General features: G+C 38.7%; 18 protein-coding genes. 16 read left to right on the top strand and 2 right to left on the bottom strand.

Going from position 1 to position 19,631, the window contains the following annotated elements; genetic code table 11:
- Window positions 1-37 precede the first annotated feature (37 nt).
- From waaC to metH, 3 genes are all read left to right on the top strand, one after another.
- A complete protein-coding gene (gene waaC / locus DNJ75_RS04040) occupies window positions 38-1,036 on the top strand; it encodes a lipopolysaccharide heptosyltransferase I (protein ID WP_157968195.1) in 999 nt (332 codons plus the stop codon).
- A gap of 157 nt (window positions 1,037-1,193) precedes the next feature.
- Window positions 1,194-2,135 carry a lipase/acyltransferase domain-containing protein gene (locus DNJ75_RS04035; protein WP_117001901.1) on the top strand — a complete coding sequence of 314 codons (942 nt, stop codon included), beginning with the start codon at window positions 1,194-1,196 and terminating at the stop codon, window positions 2,133-2,135.
- 127 nt (window positions 2,136-2,262) lie between these two features.
- Window positions 2,263-5,910 (top strand): methionine synthase, encoded by a 3,648-nt coding sequence (metH, locus tag DNJ75_RS04030; protein WP_117001900.1) that lies wholly within the window; start codon window positions 2,263-2,265, stop codon window positions 5,908-5,910.
- Here metH and DNJ75_RS04025 read toward each other — a convergent pair.
- Window positions 5,902-6,264: a DUF4870 family protein gene (locus DNJ75_RS04025; protein WP_117001899.1), complete on the bottom strand. Its 363-nt coding sequence runs from the start codon at window positions 6,262-6,264 to the stop codon at window positions 5,902-5,904. The two genes, metH and DNJ75_RS04025, sit on opposite strands and share 9 nt — an antisense overlap.
- 268 nt (window positions 6,265-6,532) lie before the next feature.
- Between DNJ75_RS04025 and DNJ75_RS04020 the strand changes: the two genes are divergently transcribed.
- The 5 genes from DNJ75_RS04020 to DNJ75_RS04000 all read left to right on the top strand — a co-directional run bounded on the left by DNJ75_RS04020 (window position 6,533) and on the right by DNJ75_RS04000 (window position 11,902).
- Window positions 6,533-8,650, top strand: coding sequence for a helix-hairpin-helix domain-containing protein (locus tag DNJ75_RS04020; RefSeq protein WP_224742262.1), 2,118 nt, complete (start codon window positions 6,533-6,535; stop codon window positions 8,648-8,650).
- 44 nt (window positions 8,651-8,694) lie between these two features.
- Window positions 8,695-9,909 carry a trans-sulfuration enzyme family protein gene (locus tag DNJ75_RS04015; protein ID WP_117001898.1) on the top strand — a complete coding sequence of 405 codons (1,215 nt, stop codon included), beginning with the start codon at window positions 8,695-8,697 and terminating at the stop codon, window positions 9,907-9,909.
- Window positions 9,815-10,528, top strand: a complete 714-nt coding sequence (locus tag DNJ75_RS04010) for a BON domain-containing protein (protein ID WP_117001897.1) — start codon at window positions 9,815-9,817, stop codon at window positions 10,526-10,528. The genes DNJ75_RS04015 and DNJ75_RS04010 overlap by 95 nt, the downstream gene beginning before the upstream one ends.
- A gap of 5 nt (window positions 10,529-10,533) precedes the next feature.
- Window positions 10,534-11,613, top strand: a complete 1,080-nt coding sequence (locus DNJ75_RS04005) for a bifunctional nicotinamide-nucleotide adenylyltransferase/Nudix hydroxylase (RefSeq protein ID WP_224742263.1) — start codon at window positions 10,534-10,536, stop codon at window positions 11,611-11,613.
- A gap of 106 nt (window positions 11,614-11,719) precedes the next feature.
- A complete protein-coding gene (locus DNJ75_RS04000; protein ID WP_117001896.1) occupies window positions 11,720-11,902 on the top strand; it encodes a hypothetical protein in 183 nt (60 codons plus the stop codon).
- On the opposite strand, the gene DNJ75_RS03995 is transcribed toward DNJ75_RS04000, so the two are convergent.
- Complete coding sequence (locus DNJ75_RS03995; protein ID WP_263479612.1) at window positions 11,897-12,106, bottom strand: SPASM domain-containing protein; 210 nt, start codon at window positions 12,104-12,106, stop codon at window positions 11,897-11,899. The genes DNJ75_RS04000 and DNJ75_RS03995 overlap by 6 nt on opposite strands.
- A 266-nt stretch (window positions 12,107-12,372) precedes the next feature.
- On the opposite strand from DNJ75_RS03995, the gene DNJ75_RS03990 reads away from it, so the two are divergent.
- From DNJ75_RS03990 to DNJ75_RS03955, 8 genes are all read left to right on the top strand, one after another.
- Window positions 12,373-14,694, top strand: coding sequence for a 2OG-Fe(II) oxygenase (locus tag DNJ75_RS03990; protein WP_157968194.1), 2,322 nt, complete (start codon window positions 12,373-12,375; stop codon window positions 14,692-14,694).
- Complete coding sequence (locus DNJ75_RS03985; protein ID WP_117001893.1) at window positions 14,694-15,179, top strand: hypothetical protein; 486 nt, start codon at window positions 14,694-14,696, stop codon at window positions 15,177-15,179. Before DNJ75_RS03990 ends, DNJ75_RS03985 begins: the two co-directional genes overlap by 1 nt.
- Window positions 15,179-15,475 carry a nucleotidyltransferase domain-containing protein gene (locus DNJ75_RS03980; RefSeq protein ID WP_117001892.1) on the top strand — a complete coding sequence of 99 codons (297 nt, stop codon included), beginning with the start codon at window positions 15,179-15,181 and terminating at the stop codon, window positions 15,473-15,475. The genes DNJ75_RS03985 and DNJ75_RS03980 overlap by 1 nt, the downstream gene beginning before the upstream one ends.
- Window positions 15,476-15,571: 96 nt before the next feature.
- Window positions 15,572-15,850: a transcriptional regulator gene (locus DNJ75_RS03975; protein WP_117001891.1), complete on the top strand. Its 279-nt coding sequence runs from the start codon at window positions 15,572-15,574 to the stop codon at window positions 15,848-15,850.
- Window positions 15,843-17,120: a type II toxin-antitoxin system HipA family toxin gene (locus tag DNJ75_RS03970; protein WP_117001890.1), complete on the top strand. Its 1,278-nt coding sequence runs from the start codon at window positions 15,843-15,845 to the stop codon at window positions 17,118-17,120. The genes DNJ75_RS03975 and DNJ75_RS03970 overlap by 8 nt, the downstream gene beginning before the upstream one ends.
- 68 nt (window positions 17,121-17,188) lie before the next feature.
- Window positions 17,189-18,742, top strand: a complete 1,554-nt coding sequence (locus DNJ75_RS03965) for an ATP-binding protein (protein WP_117001889.1) — start codon at window positions 17,189-17,191, stop codon at window positions 18,740-18,742.
- A 39-nt stretch (window positions 18,743-18,781) separates the two neighbouring features.
- Window positions 18,782-19,105: a nucleotidyltransferase domain-containing protein gene (locus DNJ75_RS03960; RefSeq protein ID WP_206609090.1), complete on the top strand. Its 324-nt coding sequence runs from the start codon at window positions 18,782-18,784 to the stop codon at window positions 19,103-19,105.
- The gene (locus DNJ75_RS03955) at window positions 19,102-19,596 is read left to right on the top strand and encodes a hypothetical protein (protein ID WP_117001888.1); all 495 of its coding nucleotides are present in this window, start codon (window positions 19,102-19,104) and stop codon (window positions 19,594-19,596) included. Before DNJ75_RS03960 ends, DNJ75_RS03955 begins: the two co-directional genes overlap by 4 nt.
- The last annotated feature ends 35 nt before the right edge of the window (window positions 19,597-19,631 follow it).

The following is a 19,631-nucleotide window of genomic DNA, read 5'->3' as shown; positions in this document are numbered from 1 at the left end:
TGATGATTTATAAAAGTTAATGAAAAGATGTTTAATTGTGAAAACATCATCTCTAGGTGATGTGCTGCATACGCTACCAGCGTTAACAGAAGCTAAAAAGCAAATGCCTGAGATTGAGTTTGACTGGGTGGTTGAAAAGGCTTTTGCCGAGATCCCTAAGTGGCATCAAGCCGTTAATGAAGTGCTTGAAGTGGAAGTGCGTAAATGGCGTAAGAATATATTTAAGCATTTTACTGAAATTCGTGCGTTTAAAAAGAAACTTAAGTCAAAGCGTTATGATTATATTATCGATGCGCAAGGACTGTTGAAAAGTGCGTGGATTACCAAGGGTGCCAAAGGTGTCAAATATGGCTTAGATAAACTCTCAGCACGAGAACCTGCCGCAAGCTTTTTTTATCAGCATAAAATTGCTGTAGCCAAAGGGAGCCACGCGATTTTGCGAGTTAAAGCACTGTTTGCCAAAGTTTTCAACTATACGGTTTCAAGTGAAGTTGACTATGGTATTTCTTATCAATGGCATAAGCAAAGCACGCACAAACAAGTGGTTTTTTTACATGCCACAACGTGGGCAAGTAAGCATTGGTCACTAGTACACTGGCAGCAACTAGCGAGGTTATTGGTCGATGATGGTATTAAAGTTCTTTTACCATGGGGTAATGATGATGAAAAGCGTCAAGCGCATGAGATAGCACAGAATCATCAAAATGCCGTTGTTATGGATAAAATGAGCTTGACGCAATTAGCTGAGCTTTTTAGTAAAAGTGATGCTATTGTCTCTGTTGACACCGGATTATCGCATTTGGCAGCGGCTTGTAATGCGCCTGTGATTGGCATGTATGGCTCGACATCCGCCAAGCTAACAGGTGCTATTGGTAAACAAGTGACACATGTGTCATCGAAGTTAACCTGCTCGCCTTGTTTAAAGAAAGTTTGCCCGATTACCAAAGATGTTTTCGCGCCATGCGAGGTGGCAATCTCTGCTGAGTCAATTTACGAGCGTTTAAATGTATGGTTGAAGTCAGACTCGTTGGCATAGTTTACTTACTGACGTTATATACCCATAGATAATGCCTACTCATTTGCCTGTTTTATTTGTGTTTTTATTTACGCGTATTAGACTTTGATCATGTGGTTTATCGGCGGTATGTGTATCCGTTAGCATAAGAACAATAAACAGGTAGTCATCATAAATTATGGATAAAATTATATTAGGTGTGCATGGGCTGTTAAATAAAAATGCCAAAGAAATCATCCAAACATGGTGGAAGTCTGCTATTGAGGAAGGGCTTGAAAAAACCTGTGGTTATGATGAAGGTATAAATTTTCAAATGGTCTATTGGGCTGATCTTTTGCATAAATATCCACTGCATAATGATGAAGCATATTATTTTGATGAGTTATACGATGATGAGCCTTACTATTATTTGGAAAAAGAAAATTTCCCACGTTATGCGGACTCATTGATCAAAAGAATGGGTTTGCTTGGGCAAAATGCAGTACGCAAATGCGTTAACCTAATTCAGCAATATGACCCAGTATCTTTTTGGGCAGCCAATAAACTCTTTCGTGATATGGCGTATTACTATAATGACGAGGTTGAGATTTATGATCGTAAAGGGCAAAAAAGGCCATTACGTAAAATTTTGATGCGTGAGCTGATCGATGCGCTAAGCGTGCATGCTAAAGAGGGTAAGGAAATTATTGTTATCGGGCATTCGATGGGATCGATTATTTGCTATGATGTGCTTCGTAATATCCGTTCATTCTTGCCGGATATTAACATTAAATGCTTTATTACTATGGGATCGCCCTTAACTTACGCCATTACTTACAAACATCCTTTTTTAGAGCTTACAGATGGGCATTTTAGGAATAAGCCACGCACGCCAAGTGCGGTGCAATCTTGGTATAACTTCTCTGATCCACGTGATGTCGCATGTTATCGGCTGAAACTGGGACCACTTTATGGTCCCAATCATCAAGGTGTGCAAGTAGTTGATCAACTAGTGTTTAGTGATTATGGGATTTTTAATAAAAAGCTTGGTAAATACCATCATAATCCGCATAAATCCTACGGCTATTTACGCTGCCCTGAATTCTCAGAGCTTATTTATAAATGTCTAGATAAAAGTTAGCTGCTATGCCCGAAGTGGGTAATCAGGAAATGATTTATAAAAAATCAGGGCAAAATAGCCTACTCATCCCCAAACAATCGTGTTACTTTTATTGATTACCTATTACTTAAACAAAGAACCTCTATTTATGTCTATTTACGAGCAGTTACAATCGTTATTGAAAATGCGTATTTTACTTCTTGATGGTGCGATGGGCACGATGATTCAAGCGTATGATTTAACTGAAATGGACTATAGAGGGCGAATGTTTAAGGAGGTGACATCAGAGCAAAAGGGCAATAATGACTTATTGAACTTAACGCAACCTGAGATTATTCAAACGATTCATGAAAAGTACTTGGCAGCGGGTGCTGATATTATTGAAACCAATACCTTTAATAGTACGTCTATTTCTATGGCGGATTACGCGCTTGAAGATCATGTCTATGAGATTGCCAAAGCCGGCGCCAAAATCGCTAAAAGGGCGACACAAAAATACACGACAACAGATAAGCCGCGCTTTGTTGCCGGCGTGTTGGGTCCCACAAATCGTACCTTATCCATTTCACCAGATGTCAGTGATCCAGGCTTTAGAAACATCACTTTTATGCAATTGGTGAGCGCCTATCAAGAGAACTTGCGTGGCGTGATCGATGGGGGCTCTGATATTATCTTGGTTGAGACAATTTTTGATACCCTAAATGCCAAAGCGGCGATTTATGCGATTGAAGATTATTTTGAAAAGCATAATATATCGATGCCTGTGATGTTGTCAGGAACGATTACCGATCAAAGTGGGCGCACCTTATCAGGGCAAACGGTAGATGCTTTTTACTATAGTTTAAAGCATGCCAAAGCCTTATCGATTGGGCTTAATTGTGCTTTGGGTGCTGATGATTTATATCCGCATATTGAGGCTCTGGCAAAGACTGCCGAGGGGTTTGTTAGCATGCATCCAAATGCGGGACTTCCTAATGCTTTTGGTGGTTATGATGAAACCCCTGAGATTATGGCAGATAAACTTAAACCATTTGTTGAGCACCATCTGGTTAATATTCTGGGTGGGTGCTGTGGCACGACACCTGAGCATATTGAAGCGATGGCAAAGCTGATTGAAAATGTAGCGCCAAGAGTGATTAAACAAAAAGCTAAAACACTCTGTTTATCAGGTTTAGAAAGTTTAGTGGTGACACCTGAGAGTAACTTTATCAATATTGGTGAGCGCACTAATGTCTCAGGCTCATTAAAGTTTGCCAAACTCATTCGTGATCAGGACTTTGAAGCAGCCCTTCATGTTGCACAAGAGCAAGTTGAAAATGGCGCGCAAATCGTTGATGTCAATATGGATGATGGCATGCTAGATGCACGAGCTTGTATGGAGCGTTTTTTAAAGCTTATCGCCACTGAACCTGATATCTCCAAAGTACCGATGATGATTGACTCCTCAAAATGGGAGGTGATTGAAACGGGTTTGCAACAGATTCAAGGCAAGGGTGTCATTAACTCGATTAGTCTTAAAGAAGGAGAAGACGAATTTATCAAGCATGCTAAGCTTGCGCTTCGTTACGGGGCTGCGATTGTTGTAATGGCATTTGATGAACAAGGACAAGCGGATACTTTGCAAAAGCGGGTTGATATTTGTCAACGAGCATATGATCTTTTGGTCGAGAAGATTGGATTTCCGCCCGAGGATATTATTTTTGATCCGAATATCTTTGCTGTTGCTACAGGTATTGAGGCGCATCATAGTTATGGTATTGATTTTATTGAAGCAACAAGAGAGATCAAAAAGCGCTGCCCACATGCGCGCATCTCAGGGGGCGTTAGCAATGTCTCATTTTCTTTTCGTGGTAATAACTTGGTGCGTGAGGCTATTCACTCGATCTTTTTATATCATGCGATTAAAGCAGGTATGGATATGGGAATTGTTAATGCCGGGCAAATCACGATTTATGAAGATATTGATCCCAAACTTAAACAGCTCATTGAAGAGGTGATTTTAAATACACGTAAAGCGGCAGCTGATGAGCTTGTCGAATATGCGCAAACCTTGTCGGGCACAAAAACGGATAAAAAAGAAGATCTTTCTTGGCGCAAACAGCCGGTGACTGAGCGTTTAAGCTATGCCTTAGTGAAGGGTATTAATCAATATATTATCGAAGATACTGAAGCAGCAAGAATGGAACTTGGTAATCCTCTAAGTGTGATTGAAGGTCCTTTGATGCAGGGGATGGATACTGTTGGTGATTTGTTTGGCTCGGGTAAGATGTTTCTGCCACAAGTGGTCAAATCAGCACGCGTCATGAAGCAGGCAGTTGCTTATCTTGAGCCATTTTTGCAAGAGGAGAAATCCCAAGCACAAAAAGCTAAAGGCAAAATCGTGCTTGCGACAGTCAAAGGCGATGTCCATGATATCGGTAAGAATATTGTGGGAGTGGTGCTGCAATGTAATAACTATGAAGTCATTGACTTGGGTGTGATGACGCCCTATCAGAAAATCATTGAAACTGCCAAAAAAGAAAATGCCGATATGATTGGTTTAAGCGGGCTTATTACGCCGTCACTGGATGAGATGATTACCGTTGCCAGTGAGATGAAAGCACAAAATGTCCATTTGCCCCTTTTGATTGGTGGTGCGACCACGTCAAAGATTCATACTGCGATGAAGATATTACCAAAACATGACTTGCCAACGGTGCATGTGTTAGATGCATCGCGCGCGGTGTCAACGATGGCAAATCTTTTAGGCGATAATAAAGAGAGTTACTATCAGAAGATCAAGACTGAATATGAGCATCTGGTTGCGCATTACCAAAAGAGCAAACAAGCGCGTGAGATTTATGCCTATGAAAAATGCAATAATCAAAACTTGAAATTGGTGTTTGATCAACAGACGATCCAAAAGCCTAAGCAGTTAGGGCGATTTGTATTAACGGATTACCCGTTGCAAAAGCTTGTTGAGCGGATTGACTGGAGTCCATTTTTCCATGCGTGGGAATTAAAGGGGAGTTATCCTAAAATTTTACATGATCCGCACAAAGGGCAAGAAGCGCAGAAGCTTTTTAGTGATGCTAAAGAGATGTTAAAGCAGATTATTGATGAGAAATGGCTTAAAGCTAATGCCGTATATGGCTTGTATCATGCCAATAGTGTTGGTAATGATGTTGAAGTGTATGATATAAACGGCTCAACCTTAGCAAGATTTCAGACATTGCGTCAACAAACGGGTAATCCAAATAAGGCGTTTGTTGCACTAAGCGACTATATCGCGCCAAAAGCTCTTAATATCGATGACTATATTGGTGCGTTTGCTGTTACCACAGGGATTGAAACCTCTGATCAGCTTAAAACATTTGAGAAAAATCATGACCAGTATAATGCGATTATGTTTAAAGTATTAGCCGATCGTTTGGCTGAGAGCTTTGCTGAGCATTTACATGAGCGCATTCGCAAAGAGTTTTGGGGGTATGCTACAGATGAGTGCTTTGATAATGAGGCATTGATCAAAGGTAAATATCGTGGCATTCGTCCAGCATTTGGCTATCCGGCTTGTCCAGATCACACTGAAAAAGAAACTCTATTTAAGTTATTAAACGCGCCTGAAATGGGGATGCATTTGACTGAGTCGATGGCAGTAACACCTGCGGCAAGTGTTAGTGGGCTTTATTTTGCGCATCCTGAGAGTAAGTATTTTGGTGTAGGTAAAATTGCTGAAGATCAACTTCAAGATTATGCCAAGCGTAAAGGCATGAGTATATCAGAAGCTGAGAAATGGCTGCGTCCTAATTTATTTTGAGATGCCAAGATTAAACTCGCCTAATCCCCAAAAACCATCTTTACCGGTGACAGCTTTGTCACTATCTAATGCCATAAAGCCTTTGATGGTGCGAACAACGAGCCAAATCACCCACCAGATATACAAAAGATAACCGATGATAATAAAAGCTAAAATAATCGATAAGATCAGATAAATAAGACCATACCAAAAGGTTTTTATCTGAAAATCAAAATGCGTCTTAAGGGCGGGTGTCACATCATGTTCATTTCTTTTGACATACGCCATGATTAACCCGATTAGCGCGGTAATACCGGTAAATAGACCGACGATATAGAGGATGTAGATAATTTTGGCATAGGTTTCGTTTTTCATAGATGTCTTTGTTTCCTTTAATGTATGTAATCAATAAGAATTAAGTTGAGTTTTAATTATTCCCCTTATTCGCGCAGCGTGAGCTGCACGATCTTTCCCGCAGGGGGAGAGGTGAGAAATAGCGTAACTTATTTCTTCATCATTACTAATATTGTTGATGACAGCTTGCCTTAAGCTTGCTAAATCTGCAAGCGTGTCAGTGTGGGGTGGCTATAATTAATGATGGACATCGGCAATGAAATCGCTGAAGATAGCAAGCATAATTAGCATGCCTAAATGTTTCATGAATTTACAGCAACTTGCGACACAAAGTGGATTGTCGATTAAAGCCACTGAGAATATTGTTTCACTGTTAAGCGAAGGGGCAACCATTCCCTTTATAGCGCGTTATCGCAAAGAGATGACAGGTGGGGCGAGTGATACAGAGCTTAGAAATTTTTATGAGTATTATCAGTATTTACAGAAATTTGACACGCGCAAAGAAGAAATTATTCATACCTTAACCGAGCGTGGTGTTTATGACGAGTCATTAAAAAAAGCGCTTAATGAAGCCAATACATTAAATGATTTAGAAGATATCTATCAGCCCTTTAAGCAAAAACGTAATACGCGAGCGCAAGTAGCGATTGAGAAAGGACTGCAACCGTTAGCAGATATTCTACTTAAAGCCTATGATAGTGAGGCTGCATTTTATGATCGCGCTAAGTCATTTGTCAGAAATGGTATAAAAACCGTTGATGAAGCAGTACAAGGTGCGATGGATATTGTTGCTGAAATTTATGCTGATAATGCCAAAGAGCGCGCCTATGTGCGCGATCAGGTATCGCGTTTTGGTAGCTTACAGGTTAAAGCGACCAAAACATGCAATGCCCAAGGTAACTTTGCGCAGTTTGATCAATATCAATCCAATGTTAATAAAATACCTGGGCATCGCTTGTTAGCGATCTTTCGTGGCGTGGCTGAGAAAGAACTAAGCATTAAGATTGAAATAGATCATGAGCGCTATAAAGAAACGATTACACGTTTTAAGCTGCCAAGACATGCTGCGGGCGTGTCAGCATTGTTGATAGATGCTTATTATGATGGCTACAAGCGATTGTTATATCCATCAATTGAGCGCGAGGTAATTAATACTTTAAAAGAGAAAGCAGAAATCTCAGCAATACATGTTTTTGCTGATAACTTAAGCCATTTACTGATGGTACCACCAGTGAAAGCGCATGCTGTGCTAGGTGTTGATCCTGGTTTTAAAACGGGTGCTAAGTTAGCCGTTATTGATGAAAAAGGTATGTACTTGGCAGAAGCCGTTATATATCCAGCGCCGCCGCATAACAAAACAATAGAAGCTAAAAAGATCGTCAATGATTTAGTTAAAAAATACCAAATTGATACTGTGGCGATTGGCAATGGTACGGCATCGCGTGAGTTACAAGATTTCTTTGCTGATTATAATAAACAAGCAGAGCATCAACTTCGCTATACTGTTGTTTCTGAAGCAGGCGCTTCGGTGTATTCAGCTTCTGAAGTGGCGGAAGAGGAGTATCCACAGTTAGATGTTACGGTAAGAGGGGCTATTTCGATCGCGCAACGCTTACAAAATCCGATGGCAGCATTGGTGAAAATTGATCCTAAAGCCCTAGGTGTCGGTCAATATCAGCATGATGTCGATCAAAAGAAATTGGTACAAAAATTAAGTGATGTTACCGAAGCGGTTGTCAATAATGTCGGTGTTAATTTAAATACCGCCTCAGCGCAGCTATTGGCATATGTTTCGGGCTTAAGTCCACGTTTAGCAAAAGAAGTCGTAGCATATCGCAATAAAGTGGGTGGCTTTAAAAATATAGCGGAGCTTAAGAAAGTCAAGGGCTTGGGCGATAAAGCCTTTGAGCAGTGCTCAGGCTTTATGCGTATTCCTGAGGCACATGATCTTTTAGATAATACCGGTGTGCATCCTGAACATTATGCGATTGCTAGAGGGTTATTAACAAAATCAAATGACGAACTAAAGCAGATCGATATTGTAAGTTTTGCCAAAATGTATAAGATTGGCGAGCCAACCTTAAGAGATATTATTAAAGAACTGCAAAAGCCTGGGTTTGATCCACGTGATGAATTGCCTGAAGTAAGCTTTAGTGCTGAAGCCTTGGATATAGATTCGCTTAAAGTCGGCATGATGGTCTCAGGTGTTGTGCGCAATATCACAGACTTTGGGGTTTTTGTCGATATAGGCTTAAAAAATGATGGTATGATTCATATTTCTAAATTAAGTACTAAGCGCGTCAGTCATCCCAACGAGGTGGTGAGTTTGAATGAGCAATTGCCACAGATTAAAGTCATTAGTATTGACCTTGAACGCCAGCGAGTTGGGTTGAGTCTTGTCGGCTAATATAAAAAATATAAAGAATATAAAGAATAAATGATTTAGAAATTATGAGTAACAGTAGAATAACGCGCTTATTGCACCTTGAGAATGATGACGCATATCACGCGATGAGCATGCCTATTTATCAAGTAAGTACCTTTGATCAACACAATAGTAATGCATTTGAATATTCACGGGTGCAAAATCCAACACGTCGCTATCTAGAAGCGCAACTGGCTATTTTGGATGAAGCGCATGCTGCATTTGCGGTTAGCAGTGGTTTGTCAGCACTTAATATTGTCTTAAGTATGCTAAAAGCAGGTGATGAGCTTATTGTTGGTTGTGATTTTTACGCAGGGTTATCGTTTATCTTGGAAGAGATGTGTCAGGATCGTGGTATTGTGATTAGGCAGATTGACTTACAAGAGCCTCATAATTTAACACAAGCAATAAGTGCAAAAACCAAGATGGTGTTATGCGAGACGGTGTCTAATCCGTTACAGAAAATAGCGCCTATTGCTGATTTAGCTAAGATCACGCAAGCGTGCAATATTTGCTTAGTGGTTGACAATTCATTGATGTCATCATACGGTTTTATGCCGCTTAAGTTTGGTGCGGATATTGCTTTGCAATCATCTACTAAGTATCTCGTAGGGCACGCTGATGTTACCTCAGGCGTGATTGCGACTAATACACGGTTTAAAGAAAAGATTGCAAAGATTATTCGCCAAACAGGTTATGCATTAGATCCATTTCAAGCATGGCTATTATCAAGAAGCTTAAAAACAGTGCATTTGCGCATGGCTGAAGTAACTAAAAATGCAGCAGCTGTTTATGCGTTATTAAAAGCAAGTAAATGCTTTAAAAGTATTTATTATGTTGGTGATTTAACTCAAAAGCATGCGCATTGGCTTAGCGAAAACTGTGAGTCTTTAGGTGGGCTTTTAGCGGTTGAGTGTTTTAATCAAGCGCAGTTTGAGCAGTTTTATCAGAAATTAAAATCCTATTTCCCAAAAACGGTGAGTTTTGGTGCGGTACACTCCTCTTTGAGTCATCCAGCAAGCATGTCACATAAAGATGTTCAAAAACTGCAACAAATTCAATTACAAGTTTCACCATGGTTGTTAAGATTATCCATCGGTTGTGAGGTGTTAGCGGATACACTCACGATATTTCAGGAGTTTATCGATGAATATAATCAAACACCAAAAGCAGCAAAAGCAGAAAAAACAGAAAATACAGAAGAAAAGCAAGGTTGCAAGAAAAGCATCAACCAATATTAAAGTCATATCATCACTTATTTTAGGCATTAGTCTAGCTGGTTTGTTAAGTGCTTGTGCGCCAGTTGTGATCGCCGGCGCTGGAGCTGCTGTTGTTGGCAGCAATGTTGCCGGCAGTAGTGTCGATGGTAAAACCAATGCCTCGGATAAATCAATTCAATTTAAAGCGATTTCATTATTAAATGATTATCCCGCACTGAAAGGCAACTCCAATGTTGAGCCAGTAGTCTTTAACCATATTATGCTGCTATTGGGGCAAGTCCCAAGTGAGATGCTTAAAACGGAGCTTGCTAATCGCATGGCTAAAATCCCTGGTGTTAAGGTGGTCTATAATCAGCTAACTATCGGTGATCCAGTCGATATCGGGGATTATTTGTCGGATAGTTGGATTACCTCTAAAGTCATTTCATCGATGGTTTCAAGTGGCGTCAATAGCCTGAAGTTTAAAGTGGTCACTGAGAAAGGTGTGGTATATCTTATGGGTGTAGTCACCCAAAGCGAGGGTAATCAAGCATCGAGTATTGCCGCAAATGTTTCTGGAGTTAAGAAAGTCATTGAAGTGTATGATTATGTGTCGTATCCAGTTGAAGCACCAAAAGTAGAACAGCAAAGAATAGAGTGAAAATAATGGTTAGCCTCAAGCAGGAAGAGTTAAAAAGAATGAAGTATGATTATGCTGTGTTTATCGGGCGATTTCAGCCGTTTCATGTTGGACACCTGCACAATATACGTTACGGATTGTTGCATGCAGAAAAAGTTATTATTTTAATTGGTTCAGCTTTTAGGGCGCCAAGTATAAAAAACCCTTTCTCTTATGAAGATAGACGCGCAATGATTTTATCTGATTTAAAAGCTTCGGATATTGATCTGGAGCGTATTATTATCGAACCGGTTAGTGATTGGTTTTATAACGAAGCAGGTTGGCGCAATGAAGCGCAAGAGCGAGTTGAGAAGTACGCAGATAAAGACAGTCATATCGCGATTATAGGGCATCAAAAAGACGCTAGTAGTTATTATTTGAAATGCTTTCCAGCATGGCAGCATATTGATGTCACTAATTTTGATGACTTTAATGCAACAGATTTTCGTGTGAAGTTCTTTAAAGATCATGTGCTGGATTCAGATTATCTTATTGACAATGAGGATGACAAAGGCAGTTTAAAAACCTTGCAAAGTTATATGCAAACAGCCAGTTATCAAGCATTGTGTGATGAGTTTGATTATATTGAGAATTACAAAGCATCTTGGCAAGATGCGCCATTTAAGCCTGTTTTTGTCACTACTGATGCAATGGTGCTGTGCAACAAGCATTTATTGCTTATTCAAAGAAAGCAGGCACCGGGCAAAAATCTATGGGCATTGCCTGGTGGTTTTCTAGATCAAGATGAGCGTATTATTGATGGTATTTTGCGTGAACTAGAGGAGGAAACAACGCTGTCTATCTTATCAGAGGAAATACCTCAAACACTGATAGCGCAAGAGGTTTTTGATCATCCGGATCGCTCATTACGCGGGCGTGTTATCACGCATTTAGGGTTGATTACTCTGCCACAAAAAGAGCTGCCGCAGGTTACTGCTCAGGATGATGCCAAGGCAGTAAAGTGGGTTAAGTTGGATGATGTGCTTGAGAAAATGTCCGATTGCCTTATGGATGATCACTATCAGATTATTAAGTTTATGACGTCTAAATATAAGCTAATCACCTAATTTTTGTGCGAAATTGTTGTTTTTTAGGTCAGTTATTTTATTTTTTGGAATCTCTTACTAGACTTGAAACTGACTAAGATGTGTTTGAACCTAAAGGAGATTAGTTATGAAAAAGTTACTATCAATTATCGTTATTGGAATGTTTTTAAGTGGTAATATGGCGATTGCAGCTGGTACAGATTTTCCAGCTAACTCAGTCATGGGCAATAAAATGATGAATAAAGACTTCAAGTCACCATCTGTTCAGCGCCAGAATGCGACCGTGTATTTTCAAGAGACTGATCTATAAACTGTGTAATGCACTAGATGTTTCTCCTCGCAGACGCTTGGGTGTGTAATGACATAGCGGTTCTTCAGCTAAATAATCACCCCTCATAAAATGCGCCCGAGCTCTGCAGCCTCCGCAGATTTTAATGTACTCACAATTACCACATTTCCCTTTGTACTTTTTAAAGTCGCGTAAATTCTTGAAGATCTCAGAATTCTGCCAAATATCTTGTAGCCCCAGTAAACAAAGCGCGGCATAAATGGCGGCTGTGTATCCTGCAGAACCTAATCCTAAAATAATAAGTTTATGATGATTTTGTGCCTCTATTTCACTTCATGAAATCAAATAATCAAACGACAACATGGTAAACAGAAAGCGCGCTGGAAGCTATTGCCGATTTGAAATTAGTTGATGTTGGGAAGGTGATGGTATTTATATCGAGGCTGTATTAGAATGCTTTGCGAGTGGCAAAAATCAATAGGATGACAAAGATGAACGAGATTCAAGCCGCCTTGGAGGCGTTAGAGCCAAAAGGTAATTTTTATGCGCAAAGGACAATCAGTGGCAGTTATTTGCAGGTTAATGTCAATAAAATAGGGCGTTTAGTATATCCACTGACAGCAGAGATAATTCAATCCCTTATTGCATTGGCAGAACCTGCCAAATATGGGTTAAAAGAGCAAACAATTCTCGATGAATCTGTTCGTAAAGTATGGGAAATCAAACCAACAAAATTTAAAATTCTCAAAATGGGATGGCGTAAAGGGTTTGAACCATTGCTTGATCGGATAAAACGTGATTTGGGGCTGCCGGATGAAACAGGTTTAAGTGTTGATTTGCATAATATGTTGGTGTATGAGCCAGGATGCTTCTTTAAACCACATCAAGATAGTGAAAAAGTTGATAATATGGTGGCAACAATGGTTGTTGTGTTGCCAACAAAACATAGCGGTGGTGAGCTCGTTGTCGAGCATAATGGGCGCAGCTACACTTTTGACTCAGCCAAAGAAAGTAAGCTTGTTCAAGCCTTTTCTTTTTATGCAGATTGCCGCCATGAAGTAAAGTCATTAAAAAGCGGATATCGAGTTGTATTAACATTCAATCTGATTCTAGAAAATTATAAAGGTCAAATGAATAGTTTAACTGAGCGTGACTTTGATAAGCGTATCGATCAAGCGATTGCACATTATTTCTCAACAAGGGATTGGCTGCCAAGCTGGCGGAGAAATGAAGACAAACCATTAAAGTTTGTTTATTTACTAGATCATGAATATACCGAAAGTGGATTGAGCTGGCAGCATTTGAAAAACACCGATCGGATGCGCGTAGAAGCTTTATTAAAAGCCTCTGATAAGCATCAGTTGGATGCTTATTTAACCTTGGTCGACTCGCATGAGACGTGGGATTGCTATGATGATAATGACGATTTTTATAGTAGCAAGTATTATGATGATGAGGAAGAAGATGAAGAATCTGAAGAGGCAAATTATATTTTAAACGATATTATTGATAGTGAGACGACGATTGAATACTGGCTCGATCGACAAGGGAATCACCGGAACTTTAACACATGCTATGTTGAGGATTGCTATGTTCATGCCACAGTGAGTGGTGAGGATTTCACGCCATATGATAGTGAGTACGAAGGTTTTATGGGGAATTATGGCAATACCATGGATCGTTGGTACAAGCGTGCAGCTATTGTAATGTGGCAAAAAAAGGATGCTGCTGCTATTTTATTTGGAATTGACCCCTTGAGTTATATCAATGCACTGTATCAGCCAATGCGTGATGGAATTGCTATAGATAAGCTTGAAATTGATTTACATGCCCAGATTGATGCGCTTGAAAGTGTGTGGAGTGCTTATATCAAAAAAGTTGAAACGCCTGAGCAATATGGTGAAATGTTTCAATTTGTCAGCTATATAGCGGATAAAACCCGAGCAAAAAAAATTCTGGAGAACTTTGATATCAAGCTTATTGCCGTAGATTATACAAAGGATTGGCATGATTTATCAGGTAAATATAGTGCAGAGTGGTTAATTGAGGTGTTTTCAAGGCTCATTGAAAAAGAGCGCTTATGGGATGGTTTTAATGACTTTCCAAAATTAATAAAAGCTTTTCACCAGATCTCTATTGATAAAGAGGTATTGCGCTTTTTATTTAGTATGCAATTACAGCGAAAGGTCGAGCGCTTGCAGATTCAACTTGAAAGAAAACGAGAGCGTATTGATGCTAAGTCAATCAAATTAAGACATGACTTAGTGTCAGAGCTTGTAAATGTTGCATTGAATCTAGAAGATCGTGTGCTGCATGATAAAGTGATTGATGTGATATTAAGTAGAAAGCTTTATTTAGATTCCTTACTACTTGTTGATGTTATTGAGAGATATTTCCCACTTTCTAAAGAAATGCGTGTGCAATATGATATTGATCGCATTATTAGTTTTGTGCGGTTGGCGCTTGAGGAAGAGAAAAACTTAGGTGTTAGAGATGAAAACGATTGGTATATCACTTTTGAAAAGTCATGTGAATGTGAGTTATGTGATGAACTGGGTGGATTTTTGCATGATAAGAATGCACAGTCAAAAACCTGGCCGATTGGGGAATCAAAAAGGCAACATGTATCCAGTATGGTTTATGACTTAGCTGTTCCGGTAAAGATTGAAACTTTAAGGCAAGGTAGTCCACATAAACTTGTCTTGACCAAAGATGATGAACTTTATGCAATATCACTTAAGCGACACCAAAAAATCAGTGGTGCTTTAGCACAATTATGTTTAGATTTTAATATTAAGGAAGGCGCTGTTTAATGATTGCAGAGAGATTGCAAATTTTTGCTAAAAGAATGGATAAATTAAATAAACACATCAAGGCGCTCGATGAATACAAAGCATTGATTGACCAAATGTTAAAACGCCAAAATATTTATAACCCACAAATATTTGAGAATCTTGCAGTGCAGGATAAGGCGGTATTGGATGCTTATTTGAAGCGATTTAGCTCAGTTCAGGATTTTTTAGGCGCTAAAATCTGGTCAATGATGTTTGGGTTTGTCGGGATTCCTGCTAAAGCAATGACTGAAGTGTTATATCATGCAGTAAAAGAAGGCATTTTGGATTCTCTTGAGAACTGGATAGAAATTCGTGAGATTAGGAATGAATTAGCGCACGATTATCCTGATGAGCTAGAAGACGCCTTGCGTGATTTACAGTTTTGTGTTGATCGTTATGATGCGCTGAAGGCATATTATGATAATACATTGGCTTTTTGTGCGAAACACAAGGTGCTTAAATAATGAGATTATCTGAACGAATGAAAAGCGTTTTAAAAAAGGCCGTTTCTCAAAGCTTTGGCGAAGTGCCTGTGTATTTGTTTGGTAGCCGTGCTAATCATAGCTTAAGCGGTGGTGATATTGATTTAGCCATTGATGTTGAAATGGATAAAGAGCAATTTTGGCAGTGTAAAGTGAAATTTAAAACAGCACTTCTGCAAATGAGCTTTGATCAAACTGAAGTGGATGTGGTGCCCTATCACTCAAAAGATAAGCTTTTATCTGATGAGATTTATCGCACAGCAGTGAGATTGTTTTGATTTTCTCTCTTTAGAATGCATAAATCAGATAAAATATTATCTATTTTAAGGGTTTTAATCTAAAATTAGACATTATTGTGCCCAATTAGATTTGTTATGCTTCATTTTATTACTACTTCAGATGTTCAAAAAAAACTGGCAGATTACCTTAAAAATAAGCGTAAGTCGCTAAAATATTCGCGCAATAAACTCGAAGAGCGTAGTACTGTGCCAGCAGCGACAATTAAGCACTTCGAGACGACAGGCAGAATTTCGTTACGCCAGTTTTTATTAATCTGGCAGACTATTGATGATTTAAGCAAAATTGATGCGCTCACAAGACAGGATAAAGAGCCTAACTATAAAACGATTGAGGATGTGTTAAAAGATGCGTGAGTTTATAGCAAAGAAAACACTGGAAGTATTTAGGTCAATAACATTAAGCCAAAAAATTAAAGTTGGGCAATTGGCGCAAAACCAGTCAGGGATTTACTTTCAATATGATCAGACATACTTAGCAAAACACGCCAACCTGTCTCCATTTGCACTGAAGTTTAGTTCGGATTTGCAAAAAGCGCCTTTAACACCGCATCATGGACTACATGGCGTGTTTGCAGATGCATTGCCTGATGGTTGGGGGATGTTGCTGATGGATCGTGTTTTTCGTCAACAAAATATCTTGCCTCATCAATTGACTCCTTTGGATCGTTTAGCATTTGTCGGTGACGGTGCGATTGGTGCATTCTTGTTTGTGCCTGGCTCGGAATATCAACTAGAGGCAAAGAAAGGTAGGATTAATATTCATGAGTTAGGGCATCAGGCACAAAAGCTATTTGAAGGCAGTTTAGATGAAGTTTTGCCTGAGCTTGTCAATGTCGGTAGTTCAGGCGGTGCAAGACCCAAGGCGCAGATCTATATTTCGGAAGATTTAAGTTTGGTAAGTACAAAAGCCTCCCCGGGTTTAGAGCCGTATATCATTAAATTTACCTCTCAATCATTACCGTTAAGGCACGAAGAAGGGTTGTGTGAAGCAGCGTACTTGAAGATGGCAAAAAATGCTGGGTTGAATGTACCGGACTTTCAGGTGCTGCGAGTGACTGGTTTAATGCAAGAGCAAGCATGGATTGCACTTAAGCGATTTGATATTGCTGATCAAAAGAGGCTTCATGTTCATAGTTTGTGCGGATTGATTGATGCAGATTTCAGAGTGCCATCTGTTGACTATGAAGATCTTATTAAACTGACTCAAACGCTTTGTAACTCACCGCAGGCAGCTCAACTACAGTTTAAACGTGCTATGTTTAATCTATTTGCGCTGAATCAGGATGATCATAGCAAAAACTGGGCATTTATACTCAATGCACATAACGAATGGTCGCCTAGCCCGTTTTATGACGTGACCTTTAGTCCAAATCCTTATAATGAGCATATGATGGCGTTTCAAGGCCATGGTCGAAAGCCACCTTTGAAAACTATACAATCACTTGCGCAGGTAGCGAATTATGCCTCTTGGCAAAATGCCCAAAAAGATATTCAATCAGTTGTTGATGCGCTTTCATATTGGCAAGACTGTGCGTATGGTTTGGGTGTAAACAAACAAATGGTACAAATGATCCAGAAGAAGTTAAATGACGTTTATGCACAGAATCGTCAGTTGCTAGAGTAAACTTGATTGTGAATTGTGAATTAAAAATTTAGCATTGAAAATTAAAAATTATACAAGTTGAGGCAAATATGAAAAGACTTCCTATTGGTATCTCAAGTTTTGAGAAAATTATTACTGAAAACTATGTTTATATCGATAAAACCAAACATATTGATACGCTAGTGAACAAAGGCGCGGGGCGTTACTTTCTATCGCGTCCCAGACGCTTTGGTAAGTCATTATTAATTGATACGATTAAGCAAGCTTTTCAAGGCAGCAGAGAATTGTTTAATGGATTGCATCTTGAGAAAAATTGGAATTGGGAAGTCACTTATCCAGTATTGCATTTTAGTTTTGGAGAGGGAAATATATCAAACCCTCAACTTTTGGATGAGAAGATTAGTGCATTTCTCGATACGTATTATGAGCGTTATAATGTTGAACAATCTTATAGTGAAATCAGTAGCAAATTTTCTTATCTCATTAATACACTTGGCAATAAGTATCAGCAAGTGGTTGTTCTAATCGATGAATATGATAAACCGATCTTAGACAATATTGATAACAGTGATCTTGCTATAGCGATGCGCCAGCGTTTAAAAAATTTTTATAGTGTGATTAAAGCGCAAGATGAATATATTAAGCTTGTAATGCTAACTGGGGTATCTAAATTCAGTAAAGTTAGCTTATTTAGTGATTTAAATAATTTAGACGATATAACCTTAGATGCTAAATATGCTGATATTTGTGGTTATAATCAAGTCGAATTGGTGGAGGCTTTTAACGAGTATTTGCAGCAAGGTAAAGTTGATTATCACTTATTAAAACGTTGGTATAATGGTTATAATTTTGCAGGAAGTGAAAAGCAAAAAGTCTATAATCCCTTTGATATCTTATTATTTATAAGTAAAGATTTTCATTATCGTAATTATTGGTTTGAAACAGCAACACCAACATTTCTAGTGAAAATGGTGCAAAAGAATCGCTATTTTATTCCTGATTTTGAAAGTGTTGTGGTCAACGAGCATTTGTTGAGAACCTTTGATGTTGATAATATGCCGATTGAAACACTTTTATTTCAGACAGGATATTTAACGATTAAAGAAATGTTTCTCCGTGGGCATGTCATTGCTTATCGGTTAGGGTATCCAAATTATGAGGTCAAATATAGCCTTAATAACAGCCTAGCAACAATAGCAACAAATGACAGTAAGAAAAATCAAGTGATAGATCATATGATTGGCGCTTTTGAAAAAAATGATTTCGAGCGCTTAGGTGAAATTATATGTAGTCACTTTGCAAGCATTCCCCATGATTGGTATCGCAATAATGATATTGAGAGGTACGAGGGATTTTATGCCAGTATTGTTTATAGCTTTTTGGCTGCACTCGGCTATGATTTAATTGCTGAAGATGTAACAAGTCATGGGAGAATTGATTTAACACTTGTGATGTCAGATAAGGTGATGATTATGGAGTTTAAACTACAGAAATATGGTGATGCCAAAAAGGCTGTTGCACAGATCAAATCACGTCAATATGCACAAAAGTATGAGTCTTATAATAAACCAATTTATTTAATTGGGATGAGTTTTGATGACAAACAGCGCAATATGGCAGATTTGGCAGTGGAAAGGTTTTAAATTAATGATGAATTATGAATTAACCCCGGAGGGTGGGTGTTGAAAATTAAAAATGAGGAGGTCGATGTGAGGCTGACAGAGTATGAGATTAAGGCAATCAAAAGCTCATTTTTAGATGTTTTTGGTGTCGGTAGTATTTATCTTTTTGGTAGTAGGGTTGAAGATAGTAAAAAAGGCGGTGACATTGATTTATATATTGTGCCTAATGACGCGCTATCGCGAGATCAGTTGCTTGCGAAGAAAATAGACTTTTTAGTTAGCGTGAAAAACTTGATAGGTGAGCAAAAAATAGATGTTATCATGGCCACGAATGAAAATAGACTGATTGAGCAAGAAGCCCTAAATAAAGGTATTAAGCTATGAATGGTGATAGTGTGTTGAATACATTTCAAGAAAAAATATATGAATGCAATAAGCACATTGAAAAGATTGAAACTGCTAAAAGATACATCGCTGACTATATGCCGCTTAGTGTTGAGGCTTATCAATCATTAGATGACGTTATTTTGAGTTTTATTGATGGGTTAATCTATCGTTTCTTAAAGCTTCAGGATACGATGGGAGGCAAAATTTTTCCCGCTATTTTGTTATTAGCAGGGGAAGATGTAAAGAGAAAAACTTTTATAGATATTCTAAACCGTCTTGAAGAGCTTGAGGTGCTTGATAAAAATCAATGGCTTAATCTAAGAGAAGCCAGAAATGAAATAGAACATGAATATTCATTTAATATTGCTGAAGTTGTCGATAGCATTAATCTTATTTATCACAAAAGTGATGAGCTTGCAGAAATTTATGAAAGCGTGTGCGCGTTTTGCAGGGTGAGGTTTGATGTTGAATTAAAAATTAAAAATTAAAAATTGAGAATTATTGGAATATCTTATAAGATTAG

The sequence above is a fragment of the Cysteiniphilum litorale genome, assembly GCF_003428165.1.
Classification (GTDB): domain Bacteria; phylum Pseudomonadota; class Gammaproteobacteria; order Francisellales; family Francisellaceae; genus Caedibacter; species Caedibacter litoralis.
Note: the sequence above shows the minus strand (reverse complement) of the source record. Positions and strands in the feature narration are given on the sequence as shown.